The organism is Micromonospora sp. NPDC049004 (genome assembly GCF_040649315.1).
In the GTDB taxonomy this organism is placed as follows: domain Bacteria; phylum Actinomycetota; class Actinomycetes; order Mycobacteriales; family Micromonosporaceae; genus Micromonospora.
The window spans coordinates 54,986-68,459 of record NZ_JBEZFG010000011.1; the positions used below are offsets into that span (position 1 = coordinate 54,986).

14 protein-coding genes and 1 riboswitch are annotated in these 13,474 nt (G+C 72.6%); of the genes, 6 read left to right on the top strand and 8 right to left on the bottom strand.

Annotation, left to right across the window (positions count from 1 at the left end; translation table 11 throughout):
- The first annotated feature begins 55 nt into the window (after positions 1–55).
- Positions 56–126: riboswitch (guanidine-III (ykkC-III) riboswitch) on the top strand.
- A 55-nt stretch (positions 127–181) separates the two neighbouring features.
- Both AB0B97_RS28225 and AB0B97_RS28230 read left to right on the top strand, forming a co-directional pair.
- Positions 182–496, top strand: a complete 315-nt coding sequence (locus AB0B97_RS28225; RefSeq protein WP_357497902.1) for an SMR family transporter — start codon at positions 182–184, stop codon at positions 494–496.
- Positions 497–572: 76 nt separating this feature from the next.
- Positions 573–818, top strand: a complete 246-nt coding sequence (locus tag AB0B97_RS28230) for a hypothetical protein (RefSeq protein ID WP_234588295.1) — start codon at positions 573–575, stop codon at positions 816–818.
- Between the two features lie 65 nt (positions 819–883).
- On the opposite strand, the gene AB0B97_RS28235 is transcribed toward AB0B97_RS28230, so the two are convergent.
- Positions 884–3,343 carry a DNA translocase FtsK gene (locus AB0B97_RS28235; protein ID WP_234588293.1) on the bottom strand — a complete coding sequence of 820 codons (2,460 nt, stop codon included), beginning with the start codon at positions 3,341–3,343 and terminating at the stop codon, positions 884–886.
- A gap of 113 nt (positions 3,344–3,456) precedes the next feature.
- On the opposite strand from AB0B97_RS28235, the gene AB0B97_RS28240 reads away from it, so the two are divergent.
- A complete protein-coding gene (locus AB0B97_RS28240) occupies positions 3,457–3,927 on the top strand; it encodes a YbjN domain-containing protein (RefSeq protein ID WP_357497905.1) in 471 nt (156 codons plus the stop codon).
- Positions 3,924–5,501, top strand: a complete 1,578-nt coding sequence (locus AB0B97_RS28245) for a YbjN domain-containing protein (RefSeq protein WP_357497907.1) — start codon at positions 3,924–3,926, stop codon at positions 5,499–5,501. The genes AB0B97_RS28240 and AB0B97_RS28245 overlap by 4 nt, the downstream gene beginning before the upstream one ends.
- Positions 5,502–5,596: 95 nt before the next feature.
- Here AB0B97_RS28245 and AB0B97_RS28250 read toward each other — a convergent pair whose 3' ends face one another.
- Positions 5,597–5,734 (bottom strand): hypothetical protein, encoded by a 138-nt coding sequence (locus AB0B97_RS28250; RefSeq protein WP_357497909.1) that lies wholly within the window; start codon positions 5,732–5,734, stop codon positions 5,597–5,599.
- Here AB0B97_RS28250 and AB0B97_RS28255 point away from each other — a divergent pair.
- A complete protein-coding gene (locus AB0B97_RS28255) occupies positions 5,733–5,801 on the top strand; it encodes a hypothetical protein (protein ID WP_357498082.1) in 69 nt (22 codons plus the stop codon). The genes AB0B97_RS28250 and AB0B97_RS28255 overlap by 2 nt on opposite strands.
- An 80-nt stretch (positions 5,802–5,881) precedes the next feature.
- Here AB0B97_RS28255 and AB0B97_RS28260 read toward each other — a convergent pair whose 3' ends face one another.
- The 5 genes from AB0B97_RS28260 to AB0B97_RS28280 form a co-directional block, all read right to left on the bottom strand.
- Positions 5,882–7,570 carry a ribonuclease J gene (locus tag AB0B97_RS28260; RefSeq protein WP_124854118.1) on the bottom strand — a complete coding sequence of 563 codons (1,689 nt, stop codon included), beginning with the start codon at positions 7,568–7,570 and terminating at the stop codon, positions 5,882–5,884.
- A gap of 52 nt (positions 7,571–7,622) precedes the next feature.
- Positions 7,623–8,549 (bottom strand): 4-hydroxy-tetrahydrodipicolinate synthase, encoded by a 927-nt coding sequence (gene dapA / locus AB0B97_RS28265; protein ID WP_357497912.1) that lies wholly within the window; start codon positions 8,547–8,549, stop codon positions 7,623–7,625.
- A gap of 47 nt (positions 8,550–8,596) precedes the next feature.
- A complete protein-coding gene (gene thyX / locus AB0B97_RS28270; protein WP_234588306.1) occupies positions 8,597–9,337 on the bottom strand; it encodes an FAD-dependent thymidylate synthase in 741 nt (246 codons plus the stop codon).
- Positions 9,338–9,861: 524 nt separating this feature from the next.
- On the bottom strand, positions 9,862–10,407 hold the full coding sequence (locus AB0B97_RS28275; RefSeq protein ID WP_357497914.1) for a DUF2752 domain-containing protein: 546 nt from the start codon (positions 10,405–10,407) through the stop codon (positions 9,862–9,864).
- Between the two features lie 4 nt (positions 10,408–10,411).
- On the bottom strand, positions 10,412–11,641 hold the full coding sequence (locus AB0B97_RS28280) for a crosslink repair DNA glycosylase YcaQ family protein (RefSeq protein ID WP_234588285.1): 1,230 nt from the start codon (positions 11,639–11,641) through the stop codon (positions 10,412–10,414).
- Positions 11,642–11,721: 80 nt separating this feature from the next.
- Here AB0B97_RS28280 and AB0B97_RS28285 point away from each other — a divergent pair, with 80 nt between their 5' ends.
- Positions 11,722–12,273, top strand: a complete 552-nt coding sequence (locus AB0B97_RS28285) for a GNAT family N-acetyltransferase (RefSeq protein ID WP_357497916.1) — start codon at positions 11,722–11,724, stop codon at positions 12,271–12,273.
- On the opposite strand, the gene AB0B97_RS28290 is transcribed toward AB0B97_RS28285, so the two are convergent.
- Positions 12,172–13,446, bottom strand: a complete 1,275-nt coding sequence (locus tag AB0B97_RS28290) for a glycosyltransferase family 87 protein (protein ID WP_357497918.1) — start codon at positions 13,444–13,446, stop codon at positions 12,172–12,174. The two genes, AB0B97_RS28285 and AB0B97_RS28290, sit on opposite strands and share 102 nt — an antisense overlap.
- Positions 13,447–13,474 lie beyond the last annotated feature (28 nt).

A 13,474-nucleotide genomic window follows, 5' to 3' on the forward strand; every position in this document is an offset into this window, starting at 1 on the left:
GCGTGGTGGCGGGAGTCACCACCGGGGCCGTCGGGCCGGTGCTAGCGTCGGCCACGGTGGCCCCGGATGCCGGTGACCACTCCGGACGAGCGGTGGGCGTACCCGGTCAGGCCAAGACGCCCCACGTGACGACCCGACCCGTCCGGTGCGGCAGCCCGGGCGCTCCTTCGTGAGGTGGACGATGGCCTGGCTGGTGTTGGTGATCTCTGGACTGTTGGAGACGGTCTGGGCGATCGCCCTGGACCGCAGCGCCGGCTTCAGCCGGCTGCTCCCTTCGGCGGTGTTCGTACTGGCCCTGGTGCTGAGCATGGGCGGGCTCGCGTACGCGCTGCGCGACATACCGGTCGGCACCGGCTACGCGGTCTGGGTCGGCATCGGCGCGGTGGGGACGTCGCTGGTCGGGATGCTGGCGCTCGGCGAGTCGGCCAGCCTGCCCCGGATCCTCTGCCTGCTGCTGGTGATCGCCGGCGTGGTCGGGCTGAAGATCTTCCACTGAAGATGTACGCGTGACCAATGTCCACGGTGGGTAGTTGATCGGTCTGGCACGACAGGCTCTCACACCGGAGGAAGACATGGCCGACGTCCCCACCACCGCCCGCCCGCGTAACAACGCCGCCCGCATCCTCACCATCGTGGGCTTCGTCTTCGCCGTGCTCGCCCTGTTGCTCAACCCGATCATCTTCGGCGTGCTCGGCGTGATCGCCGGCGTCGTCGGCGCGGTGCTCGGCGACAAGCCGCTCGGCTGGTACGCCGCCGTGGCCAGCGTCGTCGCCGCGATCATCAGCCTGGTGATCATCGGCGCGCTGATCAACAACTGACCGCACTCCGACACGGGCCCGCCGGCTACCGGCGGGCCCGTCGCGTATCCCGGATCGACCGAGGGTCAGTCCACGTCCCCGCGCAGGCCGGCCAGGACGTCCTCCAGCTCGTCCGGCTTGACCAGCACGTCGCGGGCCTTCGACCCCTCCGACGGGCCGACCACCCCGCGGGTCTCCATGAGGTCCATGAGACGGCCCGCCTTGGCGAAACCGACCCGCAGCTTGCGCTGGAGCATCGAGGTGGAGCCGAACTGCGAGGTGACCACCAGCTCCACCGCCTGCACCAGCAGGTCGAGGTCGTCGCCGATGTCCTCGTCGATCTTCTTCTGGCTGTCCTTGGCCGGGGCCAGCACGTCCGGGCGGAACTCCGGCTCGCGCTGGTCCTTGCAGAACTTCACCACGTCGGCGATCTCGCGCTCGGTGACCCAGGCGCCCTGGATCCGGACCGGCTTCGAGGCCCCCATCGGCAGGAAGAGACCGTCACCGCGGCCGAGCAGCTTCTCCGCGCCGGGCTGGTCCAGGATGACCCGCGAGTCCGCGAGGGACGACGTGGCGAACGCCAACCGGGACGGCACGTTCGCCTTGATCAGACCGGTCACCACGTCGACCGAGGGGCGCTGGGTCGCCAGCACCAGGTGGATGCCGGCGGCCCGGGCCAACTGGGTGATCCGGACGACCGAGTCCTCCACGTCGCGCGGCGCGACCATCATCAGGTCCGCCAGCTCGTCCACGATCACCAACAGATACGGATACGGACGCATCTCGCGTTCGCTGCCCGGCGGGGCCTTGATCTCGCCGTTGCGGACCTTGCGGTTGAAGTCGTCGATGTGCCGGACCCCGTTGGCCGCGAGGTCGTCGTAGCGCATGTCCATCTCGCGGACCACCCAGTCCAGCGAGTCGGCCGCCTTCTTGGCATTGGTCACGATCGGGGTGACCAGGTGCGGGATGCCCTCGTAGCCGGTCATCTCGACGCGCTTCGGGTCGATCAGCAGCAGCCGCACCTCGTCCGGGGTGGCCCGGGTGAGGATGGACACCAGCAGCGTGTTGAGGCAGCTCGACTTGCCCGCGCCGGTGGCCCCGGCGATGAGGATGTGCGGCATCTTGGCGAGGTTGGCCACCACGTAGCCGCCCTCGATGTCCTTGCCGAGCGCCACCACCATCGGATGGTGGTCGCTTGTCGCCGCCCGGGAGCGCAGCACGTCGCCGAGCGCCACGTTCTCCGGGTCGGTGTTCGGGATCTCCACGCCGACCGCGCTCTTGCCCGGGATCGGGCTGAGGATCCGTACGTCCGGCGACTTCACCGCGTACGCGATGTTGCGGGAGAGCTGGGTGATCCGCTCGACCTTGACGCCGTGCCCCAGCTCCACCTCGTAGCGCGTGACGGTCGGGCCTCGGGTGAACCCGGTGACCGCGGCGTCCACGTCGAACTGGTCGAAGACGCCGGTGAGCGCGGCGATCACCTCGTCGTTGGCCTTGCTGCGGGTCTTCGCGGCGGCGCCGGCGCTGAGCATGTTCGCCGGGGGCAGGGTGTAGTCCCCGGCCAGGCCGGTCAACGCGAGCTGCTCGGCGCGGGTGGGCGCGGGCGAGTGCTCCGGCGGCTCAGCCGGCTTGCGGCTGGCCGGCACCTTCGCCGGGGCCTTGCGCGGGAGGACCATGGTCTCCTGGAGGTCGGCGCCCTCCAGGTCCTCGAAGTCGTCCGGGTCCAGTGGTGGGGGCATCCGCTTCGCCGGTCGCTTGCGCGCCGGGCGGAGAACCGTCTCGTCGACCTCCTCGGCGACGTCGGGGTCCGCTGTCGCGACCAGGCTTCCGGCGAGCAGGCCCAGCCGCTCGGGAATCTTGTTGATCGGCGTCGCGGTGACCACGAGCAGGCCGAAGAGCAACAGCAGGACCAGCAAGGGTACGGCCACCCACGCGGTGACCGCCCGCTCCAGCAACCCGCCCACGCCGGCGCCGACCAGGCCACCGGCGTAGTCGCGCTGCACGGTGTCCGTCGGGTCCTGACCGATCTGGAGCAGCGCGGCGGTCGAGACCAGCAGCGAGCCCCACCCGATCAACCCGCGACCCCGGTGCTCCGGATCGGCGGGCTGGCGCATCAGCCGCCACGCACCGATCATCAGCAGCACCGGCACCACCACGGAGATCGCGCCCAGGAACAGCCGGATCGTGTCGGCCAGCCGCGCGCCCACCGGGCCCGCCCCGGAGAACCAGAGCGCGACGGCGCTGAGCAGGGCCAGCCCGAACAGCAGCAGCCCGCCGCCGTCGCGACGGTGCTCGGGGTCGAGGTCGCGGGCGGAGGCGGCCTGCCGGCCGGCGGCCCGCACGGCCCAACCCATTCCGTGCGCCAGCCCCATCCACAGTGCACCGATCGCGCGGCCAACGTAGACCGCCGGGCCGGGACGGGCGGGTGTGGTGCGTCGCCGTACCGGTGCCCGGGTCTTCTTCGCCGGTTGACGGGCACGGCTGTTGGTGCCACCGCGCGGCGACGCGCCGCGTCGCCGGCTCGCCTGAGAGGTACGGCCCGCCATAGAGTCACGGTAACGGTGGGGCCGGGCAGATCGCCGCTTTTCCGGGTCGTGTCCGCGCGTCGCAGCACGGACCCCACCGCCGGTCGTGATATCCGCCTCAGAAGGGATGCCCGATGGCGTCGCCGGGACTCGAGGACGATCCGCTGGCCGGGCACCCCGGTAGGTTGCGCCCGTTGACCGACGAGCTGCTCGCCGCGGTGCTCGCCGCGCGTGGCCGGTCGGTCGGCCGCGCCGTGAACGGTGACCTCGTGGGTCGCTTCGACGACAACCTGATCTGGTTCCTGCGTCTCGGCGGGGACGGCGAGCTGCTCCAGGTCCGCACGATGGTCACGCCCGCCTTCGGCATCGAACGGGTCCCGGACCTGTACATCTTCTGCAACTCGTGGAACCACGACCGGCTCTGGCCGAAGGCCTTCGTGCACGTCGACGACGGGGGCAGGGCGCGGATCTACGGTGAGGTGATCACCGACCTGGAACGTGGGGTCACCCCGCACCAGCTCGACCAGTTGCTCGACTGTGGCATCTCGGCCGGCTGCCAACTCGCCGTGGCCGTCGGCCGGCTGCCCGGCGCGGTGCCGGCGTGACCGTACACCGCGATCCGGCGCTGGTGAACGCGCTCACCGACGCACGGGACCTCCCCGACGGGCCGGACCGGCTGCTCGCCCTCGAACGGCTCGCCGAGCGGGCCGACGCGGCCGGGGACCTCCGGTCCGCACTGGACGCCCGGTTCGCGCTGATCGAGGCGTACCTGCTGCACGGCGAACGGTGGCGGCTGGTCGAGCCGGTGCGCCGGTGCCGGGCCGCCGCCGACTACCGGCCCGAGCTGCTCACCGACGATGAGGGCCGACTGCTGCTGCGCCTGCAGCGGTACGCCGTGGAGGCGCTGCTCGGCACCCCCCGGGTGGGACTGGACCAGACCCGGTCCCTCCTGGACGACCTGGCCCACCGGGTCGGTACGGACGGACCCGACGCGCCGACCGTCGCGGAGCTGCGCTGTCGGATCGCCGACCACCTCGGCGACGAGCCCACCGCCCGCCACTGGTACCAGCGGTGGGCGGGCACGGCCAGCGGGCCGTCCGGTGGATGCCCCGGCTGCGCCCCGGCCCGCCGCGCGGACCTGCTCGCCGGCTGGGGAGAGTGGCGGGCCGCGCTGGCCGAGCTGCGGGAGCCGGCTGGCGACGCGGTGGACTGCACCGACCAGCCCGAGCGGGCGCTGGTGGCCAGGCTGCTGCCCGAGCTGCGCACCGGTGAGCCGGAACGGGCCGCAGCGGCGCACGTGCGGTCGTACCGGCGGCACCGACACGAGCGTGCCGCATTCCCGTACCTCGCCGCGCACCTGCGGTTCTGTGCCCTGGGCGGGCACCTGGAACGCGGCCTGACCATCCTGGCCGAACAGCTACCCCGGTTGGACCGGCCCACCGACGACCTCGCGGCGATGGAGTTCGCCGCCGCGGGCGCGCTCGTCTGCGCCCTGGCCGTCGAGGCCGGGCTCGGCGTGCGCACTGTGCCCCGCCCGGCGTACGGGGGGCGGCCGGCCACCGACCTGGACGTCGCCACCCTCGGCGCGCTGCTGCTCGCGGTCGCCAACGAGCTGGCGGGCAGTTTCGACGCCCGCAACGGCACCGGCCACCACTCCGGCCGGATGGCCGGCTGGCTGGCCGAGCGTCCCGTGGCGGCCGCGGTGCCCCTGCCCCCCGACGACGAGCCCGGCGACGGACCCGACCCCGACATCGAGCCCGACGACGACGAACGCGAGTTGGCGACGCTGACCATCGACATGATCACCGCGGTGTTGGACCGACGCGGGGACCGGTACGTCGTTGACGAGGGCGCCACTGTGGTCGGCTCGTGGGGCGCCGTGATGATCCAGTTCCGTCGGGCCGGCGAGCGCGGCGAGGTGCTGCACGCCCGCGCCATGGCCGCCCGCCGGCTGCCCGCGACCCGCCGCGCCGAGGTGTACGCCTTCTGCAACGCCTGGAACCACGACCGGCTGCTGCCCAAGGCGTACGCGCACGACCTCGGTGAGGAGCTGGTGCTGGCCGGCGACGTGGCCACGAACCTGGCTCACGGGGTGGCCCCGGCGCAGCTCACGGTGCTGGTGGACGCCGCCATCGCCACCGGAGTCGCCTACGCCGAGGCGGTCGCCGCGCTCCCCTGATGCCGCGGACAGGGCAGTTGGTTGCAGGGCGGGGCGCGACTGCGCGACATCCGACAGCACGCAACCGGAGGCGCCGGGTCGATGTGGTACGGCCATCACTGACCACGCACCGCCACGACCCCGCCACCGGCCGGTCCGACCGCCACGGCGACCCCGTCCGCGCCGAGCACGTCCATCCCCGACGCCGCGCAACTGCCCCGCACCGGGTCGTCCGGCAGCACGTACGCCCTCATCGGCGTGGCGCTGCTGGCCCTCGGCGCCGGGCTGCTGGTGCTGCGCCGCCGGATGTCGCGGGCCTGAGCCAGAGCGCGCCCGCGACACGATCCGGGCCGGTCGCCGACATCCACGGGGGATGTCGGCGACCGGCCCGGTCACGCGTGTCAGACCTCGACGACGGTGGGCACGATCATCGGGCGACGACGGTACTTGTCGTTGACCCACCGCCCCACGGTCCGCCGGACGATCTGCTGGAGCTGGTGCGGGTCGGTGATGCCGTCCGCCGCGGCCCGGTTGAGCGCCTCGGTGACCAGCGGGACCACCGGGTTGAACGCCTCCGGGTCCTCGGAGAAGCCCTTCGCGGACAGCGTCGGGCCGGCGACCACCTTGCCGGTGACCGAGTCGACGACCACTGTGGTGGCGATGAAGCCACCGTCGCCGAGGATCCGCCGTTCGGTGAGCAGCGACTCGCTGACGTCGCCGACGGCGAGGCCGTCGACGTAGACGTACCGGCTCTTCACGTGCCCGACCAGGCTGGCGCGGCCCTCGACGAGGTCGACGACGTCGCCGTCCTCGCAGATCACCACCCGGTCGGCTGCGACACCGGACTCGATGCCGAGCCGGGCGTGGGCGCGCAGGTGCCGCCACTCGCCGTGCACCGGCATCAGGTTGCTCGGACGGACCACGTTGAGCAGGTAGAGCAGTTCGCCGGCCGGGGCGTGCCCGGAGACGTGCACCTTCGCCACGTCCTTGTGCACGACGACCGCGCCGGCCCGGGCGAGCCGGTTGATGACCCGGTAGACCGAGGTCTCGTTGCCCGGCACCAGCGACGACGCCAGCACGACCGTGTCGCCGGGGGCGATGGTGATGTGCCGGTGGTCGCCGCTGGCCATCCGGCCCAGCGCGCTCATCGGCTCACCCTGCGAACCGGTGGACATCAGCACGATCTGCTCGGGAGGCAGCGTGGTCGCCTCCTCGATCCCGATGACCAGGCCGGCCGGGATGTTGAGCAGGCCGAGGTCCCGGGCGATGCCCATGTTGCGGACCATGGACCGGCCGATCAACGCGACCTTGCGGCCGTGCTCGGCGGCGGAGTCGAAGACCTGCTGCACCCGGTGCACGTGCGAGGCGAACGAGGCGACGATGATCCGACCCTTGGCCTTCGCGAAGATCGAGTCGAGCACCGGTCCGATCTCCCGCTCCGGGGTGACGAAGCCGGGGATCTCCGCGTTGGTGGAGTCGGACAGCAGCAGGTCGACGCCCTCGGCGCCGAGCCGCGCGAAGCCGGCCAGGTCGGTGATCCGGCCGTCCAGGGGGAGCTGGTCCATCTTGAAGTCGCCGGTGTGCAGCACCAGGCCGGCCGGGGTGCGGATGGCCACGGCGAGCGCGTCGGGGATGGAGTGGTTGACCGCGAAGAACTCGCACTCGAACGGGCCGAGCCGCTCCCGGCCGCCCTCGCGCACGGTCAGCGTGTACGGCTGGATGCGCCGCTCGGCCAGCTTCGCCTCGACCAGGGCGAGGGTGAACTGCGAGCCGACCAGCGGGATGTCGGGCTTGTGGGCGAGCAGGTACGGCACCGCGCCGATGTGGTCCTCGTGGCCGTGGGTCAGCACGATCGCCTGGACGTCGGCCAGCCGGTCCAGGATCGGGCCGAAGTCGGGCAGGATCAGGTCCACGCCCGGCTGCTCGACGTCGGGGAAGAGCACCCCGCAGTCGACGATCAGCAGTTTGCCGTCGTACTCGAAGACGGTCATGTTCCGACCGATGGCGCCGAGCCCGCCGAGCGGGATGATCCGCAGGCCACCTTCCGGCAGCGGCGGGGGCAGTTCCGCCTCGATGTGCGCCTCGGTCACGCGTCCACCTCATTCTGCGACGCCGTCACTCGGCGCCCATCGTGTCGTTCGATCATTCGGGCAGCTCCAGGCCCGCTGCCGCGAAGTCCGCGCGCAGCTGGGCGATCTCGTCGTCGGTGGCGTCCACGAGCGGGGGTCGCACCGGGCCGGCCGGCAGGCCCAGCGACGCCAGGCCCGCCTTCACCAGGATGGTGCCCTGCGTGCGGAAGATGCCGGTGAACAGCGGCAGCAGCCGCCGGTGCAGGGCAAGCGCGGCCGGCATGTCCCCCGCGTCGTACGCCTCGATCATCTCTGCGGTCAGCGCCCCGGTGAAGTGCGTCGAGGTGCCGACCACGCCCACGCAACCGACGGCCAGCGCCGGCAGGGTGAGCGCGTCCTCGCCGCTGTAGAAGGCGAGGCCGGTCCGGCTGGTCACCCAGCTGGTGGCGGTCAGGTCGCCCTTGGCGTCCTTGACCGCGACGATCCGCGCGTGGTCGGCGAGCCGGACCAGTGTCTCGGTGTCGATCGGCACGCCGGAGCGGTGTGGGATGTCGTACAGCATCACCGGCAGTCCGCTGGCGTCGGCCACGGCGGTGAAGTGCCGCAGCAGGCCGCTCTGCGGCGGCTTGTTGTAGTACGGGGTGACCACGAGCAGGCCGTGCGCGCCGGCCTTCTCGGCGGCCGCCGCCAGCTCGATGGTGTGCCGGGTGTCGTTGGTGCCCACCCCGGCGACGACCCTGGCCCGGTCACCGACGGCCTCCACCACGGCCCGGATCAGGCGTTCCTTCTCCGCGTCGGTGGTGGTCGGCGACTCACCGGTGGTGCCGTTGACCACCAGCGCGTCGTTGCCCTGCTCGTCGACCAGGTGGCTCGCCAGTCGGGCGGCGCCGTCGAGGTCGAGCGAGCCGTCGGGGGTGAACGGGCTCACCATGGCCGTGAGCACCCGGCCGAAGGGGCGGGACGCCGTTCGGGCCGCGGCGTCGGGGTGGTCGTGCGTCATACCCTCCAACCTAGCGGACGACCAGCCGGAGCCCGCCGGGGAAGGGCTCAGGACGCCTCGTGCGGGCTGGCCGCCACCTCGGTGCCGTCCGGGAGCGTCGAGATCACGAAGTCGGCGAAGACGTTCGGCGCGACTCCCTGGAGCTGACGCAGGCACTCCACGGCCAGCTCACGGATCTCCACGTCGGCGTGCTCGGTGGCCCGCATGGCGACGAAGTGCCGCCACGCCCGGTAGTTGCCGCTGACCACGATCCGGGTCTCGGTGGCGTTGGGCAGCACCGCGCGGGCCGCCTGCCGCGCCTGCTTGCGGCGCAGCGTCGGGTTCGGCTCGTCGGAGAACCGCTGCTCAAGACCCTCCAGCAGCTCGGTGTAGGCCCGCACGCTCGCCTCGGCGGCCTCGGTGAACTTCTTGTGCAGCTCCGGGTCGTCGGCGATGACCGCCGGCTCGACCATTGCCGCGTCGCGCTCCGGGACGTACCGCTGCGAGAGCTGGGAGTACGAGAAGTGCCGGTGCCGGATCAACTCGTGGGTGAAGGAGCGCGACACCCCGGTGAAGTAGAAGGTCACCGAGCCGTGCTCCAGCACGCTCAGGTGGCCGACCTCGAGGATGTGCGCGAGATAGCCGGCGTTGGTCGCGGTCGCCGGGTTCGGCTTCTTCCACGACTGGTAGCAGGCCCGCCCGGCGAACTCGGCGAGCGCCTGGCCGCCCTCGGCGTCGGTCGACCACGGCACGTCGTCCGGGGCCGCGAACTGGGTCCACGCGATCAACTTGACCTGGGGCTGCACCATCTCCGGCATTCCTGGGACTGTAGTAGCCGGCGGCCCCCTGCCCAACTCGGGCTCGCGGTGCAGAAAGCGCCCAGCTACCGCAAAATCACCGGCTTGCGCGCATCAGCGGGGCCCCAGGTGTCCAAGATCTCGACCGGCACGCCGACGCCCTGCCGGGTCCCTGCCACGTCCTCGGTTCCCTGTCGAGCTGCCCCATATCTGGGGCAGGCGGGGCACGACACCGGGCCCACCACGCCTTGCCCCACGCCCGGGGGCAGACGGCACCACGCCGGGCCCCACCACGCCGCGTCCCACTCTGGGCAGGCGGCACGACGCCGGGCCCATCACCGCCAAGCCCCACGTCGGGGGCGGCACGACGCCGGACCCACCACCACGCCCACGTCCGGTGCAGACGGCACCACGCCGGGCCCCACCACCACCATGCCCCACATGTGGGGCAGCTCGACAGGACGCGCAGGAAGGACCCCGCGCAGCCCGACCGAGCAAGGCCCCGCCACATCACGCAGGGCGGAGCTGGCGGGCCCTCAGACGTAGAGCGACGTGAACGGCGCCCAGGGCAAATTGCGCAGCACCGAGAAGGCCAGCCACGCGCCAAGGAAACCGACGATCACCTTCGAGCTGATCCGCAGCTCGGGCAGCCGCCAACCGAACGCCTGGTTTCCGGCCCAGGCGACGAAGAGGTACGCCAGGAAGGGCAGCGCGAAGACGAACAGGAAGTGGTGTCGGGCGGCGGCCGGCAGGTCGGCGTGCAGCACGTACCAGAGCGCGCGGGTGCCGCCGCAGCCCGGACAGTCGAGCCCCGTGGTCAGCTTGAGCAGGCAGGTCGGCGCGGCGTCCGGGTCGGCGTGGGCCGGGTTGCTCAGCAACGCGTAGGCCATGCCGAGGCCGACGCAGCCGACCGCGGCCAGTGGCGCCGCCCAGCGCGGTGACCGCGCGTGCAGGCGCAGCACGAGCCGGGTGAGCCGGTCGGGCTCGGGCGTCGGGTAGCCGTAGTCACCCGACGGGCTCGCCGGCCAACCCGCACCGGGGGCGGGCTGCGGCTGGTCGACCGGTCCGGGAACGCTCGTCACACGCTCACGCTACACCGGACACGCCGGCCAACGCGGCGGTGAGCGGACCGGCCAGGTCGCCGGCCGCGGGCGGCGCCACCGCGTCCAACCCGAGCCAGCCGGCGAGCCGGTACAGCTCGGCGGCGAGGGCCACGGCGGTCTCCCCCGGGTCGGCGCCGGGCTCCATCCAGGCGGCCGGCACCAGGAGCACCCCGGCCCTGCGGTCGGCCTTCAGGTCGACCCGGGCGGTGAACCTGTCGCCCTGCAGGAACGGCAGCACGTAGTAGCCGTAGACCCGCTGCGGCGCCGGCACGTAGATCTCGATCCGGTAGCTGAAGTCGAACAGCCGCTCGGTGCGGGCCCGTTCCCAGACCAGCGGGTCGAACGGGCTGACCAGGGTGTTGGCCCGGATCCACCGGGGCAGCCGGGCGGACGCGTGCAGCCACGCCGGCTGTCGCCAGCCCGCCACGGTGACCGGCACCAGCTCACCGGCCTCGGCCAGCTCGGCGACCGCCTGCCGGGCACCGGCCAGTGGCAGCCGGAAGTAGTCGCGCAGCTCCGGTTCGGCGGCCACCCCGAGCGACCGCGCCGCTAGGGCCACCAGAGCGCGGTACGCCTCGGCGTCGGTCGGGGTGGGCGCGGCCAGCACGGCCGGCGGGAGCACCCGCTCGGGCAGGTCGTAGCGGCGGGCGAAGGACGTGCTGCGCTCGGCGGCGGTCACCTCGCCCGCCCAGAACAGGAACTCCAGAGCCCGCTTCACCGCCGACCAGTTCCACCCCCAGTTGCCGGTCTCCCGAGGGGCGTCGTGCTCGATCTCGGCGGCCGTCAACGGGCCCCGTGCGGCCACCTCGTCCCGGACCCAGGCGACCAGCTCCGGCTGCTCCTGCGCGATGCGCCGCATGCCGCCCCAGGATTCGCTGTGCGCGCGGGCCATCCGCCAGCGCAGCAGCGGGTGCAGCCCCACCGGCACGAGGGACGCCTCGTGGCCCCAGTACTCGAACAGCTCGCGGGGGCGCCGGTAGGCGGCCTGGTCGAGCAGCGTGGTGGGGTACGGCCCGAGCCGGCTGTAGAGCGGCAGGTAGTGCGCCCGTTGCAGCACGTTCACCGAGTCCATCTGGATCAACCCGACCCGGTCGAGGACCCGGCGCAGATGTCGACGTGTGGGCACCCCGACCGGCGGCGGGTCGGCGAAGCCCTGGGCGGCGAGTGCCACCCGGCGGGCCTGGGCGAGTGAGAGTGCTTCCGGTGCGGCCATCGTCGGCGACGATAAATCATCGGTACGACGCCGGTGCGGGAAGCTGGACTCCGACGGCCACGGGGGCATAGAACGGTGCAATGCTGACCATCCGCCGGGAGGAGCCCGACGACGCCGAGGCGGTCGCCCGGGTGCACGTGCACGGCTGGCAGGCGGGTTACGCCGGCTTCATGCCGGACGAGGTGCTCGGACGGCTCAACGTGGTGGCCTGGGCGCAGCGCCGTCGTGACCTGGGCACGGCCGATCCGGAGCACCCGTTCAGCACCCTGCTCGGCGAGGTGGACGGGCTGGTCGTCGGCTTCACCACGTTCGGGCCGTACCGCCGCGACCAGGACCGCGACGATCTGGATCCGACCGTCGGCGAGGTGCTGGCGCTCTACGTGGAGCCGGCGTTCTGGGGTGACGGGACGGCCGCCGCGCTGTTCGCCGCCGCCCGTGTCGGGCTCAGTGAGCGAGGCTGGACCGGCTATCGGGCGTGGGTGCTGGAGGACAACAAGCGGGCCCGCCGGTTCTGCGAACGGGTCGGGCTGTCACCTGACGGTGAGCGGTCGACCTACCAGGTGCCGCTCGCCGGCGGGCGCGGGCCGGTCGGGCTGGTCGAGCTGCGGTACGCCGGCCGTCTCGACGACTGACCCGCCAGGTGCCAGCCACCTGCGGACCGGCAGGAACGCCAGCAGGGCGAGGCTGATCCAGACGTACGCGTTGCTGCCGACGAAGCCGTCGACACCTGTGAAGTCCTTCTCCCAGAACCAGACGGTCCGACTGATCAGCAGCACGTACCCGATGGTCGCGGCGGCCAGCAGGACGCGCCTGCGGCGGCCGGACGGCGCGGCCATCGCGTTGTCGACCAGCAGGATCAGCCCGGGCAGCAGCCAGACCAGGTGGTGCACCCAGGTGACCGGGCTGACCAGGCACATCACCGCGCCGGTGAGGGCCAGGCCGGTCGCCTCGTCACCGGCGGCGACGGCCGTGCGGGACCGCCAGGCCCAGAGCGCCAGGGTGCCGAGCACCAGCAGCAGCCAGAGCACTGTGCTCGGGTGCTGCGGGTCGAGCCGGGCGACCACCCCGCGCAGCGACTGGTTGGAGACGAACGCCAGCTCGCCGACCCGCCCGGTGTTCCACAGCGCCTCGGTCCAGAACTCCCGGGAGGCGTCCGGGAAGAGCGCGCCGGCCAGCAACGTCACCCCGGCGGCCGCGCCGCTGGCGGTGAGCGCCGCCCGCCACCGCCCGGTGACCAGCAGATAGACGATGAAGACGCCCGGGGTCAGCTTGATCGCGGTGGCCACGCCGATGCCCACCCCGGCCCACCGGTTGCCGGCCGGCAGCAGCCGCAGCAGGTCCACCGCCACCAGGAAGAGCAGCAGCGTGTTGACCTGGCCGAAGTTCACCGTCTCCCGCATCGGCTCGAAGGCGGCGGCCAGGCAGAGCGCGACGGCGAGCGCGAACCACCGGGTCCAGCCGGCGCGACGGGCGATCGGGTCGACCAGCCACCAGATCAGCACCGTCGTGCTGACCACGCTGGCGAGCACGCTCACCACGATCGCGGCCGACCACGGCAGGTACGCCATCGGCAGCATGACCAGCGCCGCGAACGGCGGGTACGTGAAGCCGTACTGGGTGCCGGGTTTGAGGTAGTCGTAGATCTCCCCGCCGTCGTGCACCCACCACGTCAACGCGCCGTAGTAGACCTTGAGGTCGAAGAATCCGTGCCGGACGGCCGCGACGGCGAGGAACGCGGTGACCGCCGCGGCGAGCACCACCACCCCGACGACCTGCGCGGTCGTCCTGTTGGCACCCTGCGCCACCGTCGCCTCCCTGGCCCTTGAGTAGGCT

What these genes read in the sequence shown, in the direction of transcription:
- AB0B97_RS28225 (WP_357497902.1), top strand. Translation starts at nt 182, where the DNA reads ATGGCCTGGCTGGTGTTGGTGATCTCTGGACTGTTGGAGACGGTCTGG.
- AB0B97_RS28230 (WP_234588295.1), top strand. Translation starts at nt 573, where the DNA reads ATGGCCGACGTCCCCACCACCGCCCGCCCGCGTAACAACGCCGCCCGC.
- AB0B97_RS28235 (WP_234588293.1), bottom strand. Translation starts at nt 3,343, where the DNA reads ATGGCGGGCCGTACCTCTCAGGCGAGCCGGCGACGCGGCGCGTCGCCG.
- AB0B97_RS28240 (WP_357497905.1), top strand. Translation starts at nt 3,457, where the DNA reads ATGGCGTCGCCGGGACTCGAGGACGATCCGCTGGCCGGGCACCCCGGT.
- AB0B97_RS28250 (WP_357497909.1), bottom strand. Translation starts at nt 5,734, where the DNA reads ATGAGGGCGTACGTGCTGCCGGACGACCCGGTGCGGGGCAGTTGCGCG.
- dapA (WP_357497912.1), bottom strand. Translation starts at nt 8,549, where the DNA reads ATGACGCACGACCACCCCGACGCCGCGGCCCGAACGGCGTCCCGCCCC.
- thyX (WP_234588306.1), bottom strand. Translation starts at nt 9,337, where the DNA reads ATGGTGCAGCCCCAGGTCAAGTTGATCGCGTGGACCCAGTTCGCGGCC.
- AB0B97_RS28280 (WP_234588285.1), bottom strand. Translation starts at nt 11,641, where the DNA reads ATGGCCGCACCGGAAGCACTCTCACTCGCCCAGGCCCGCCGGGTGGCA.
- AB0B97_RS28285 (WP_357497916.1), top strand. Translation starts at nt 11,722, where the DNA reads ATGCTGACCATCCGCCGGGAGGAGCCCGACGACGCCGAGGCGGTCGCC.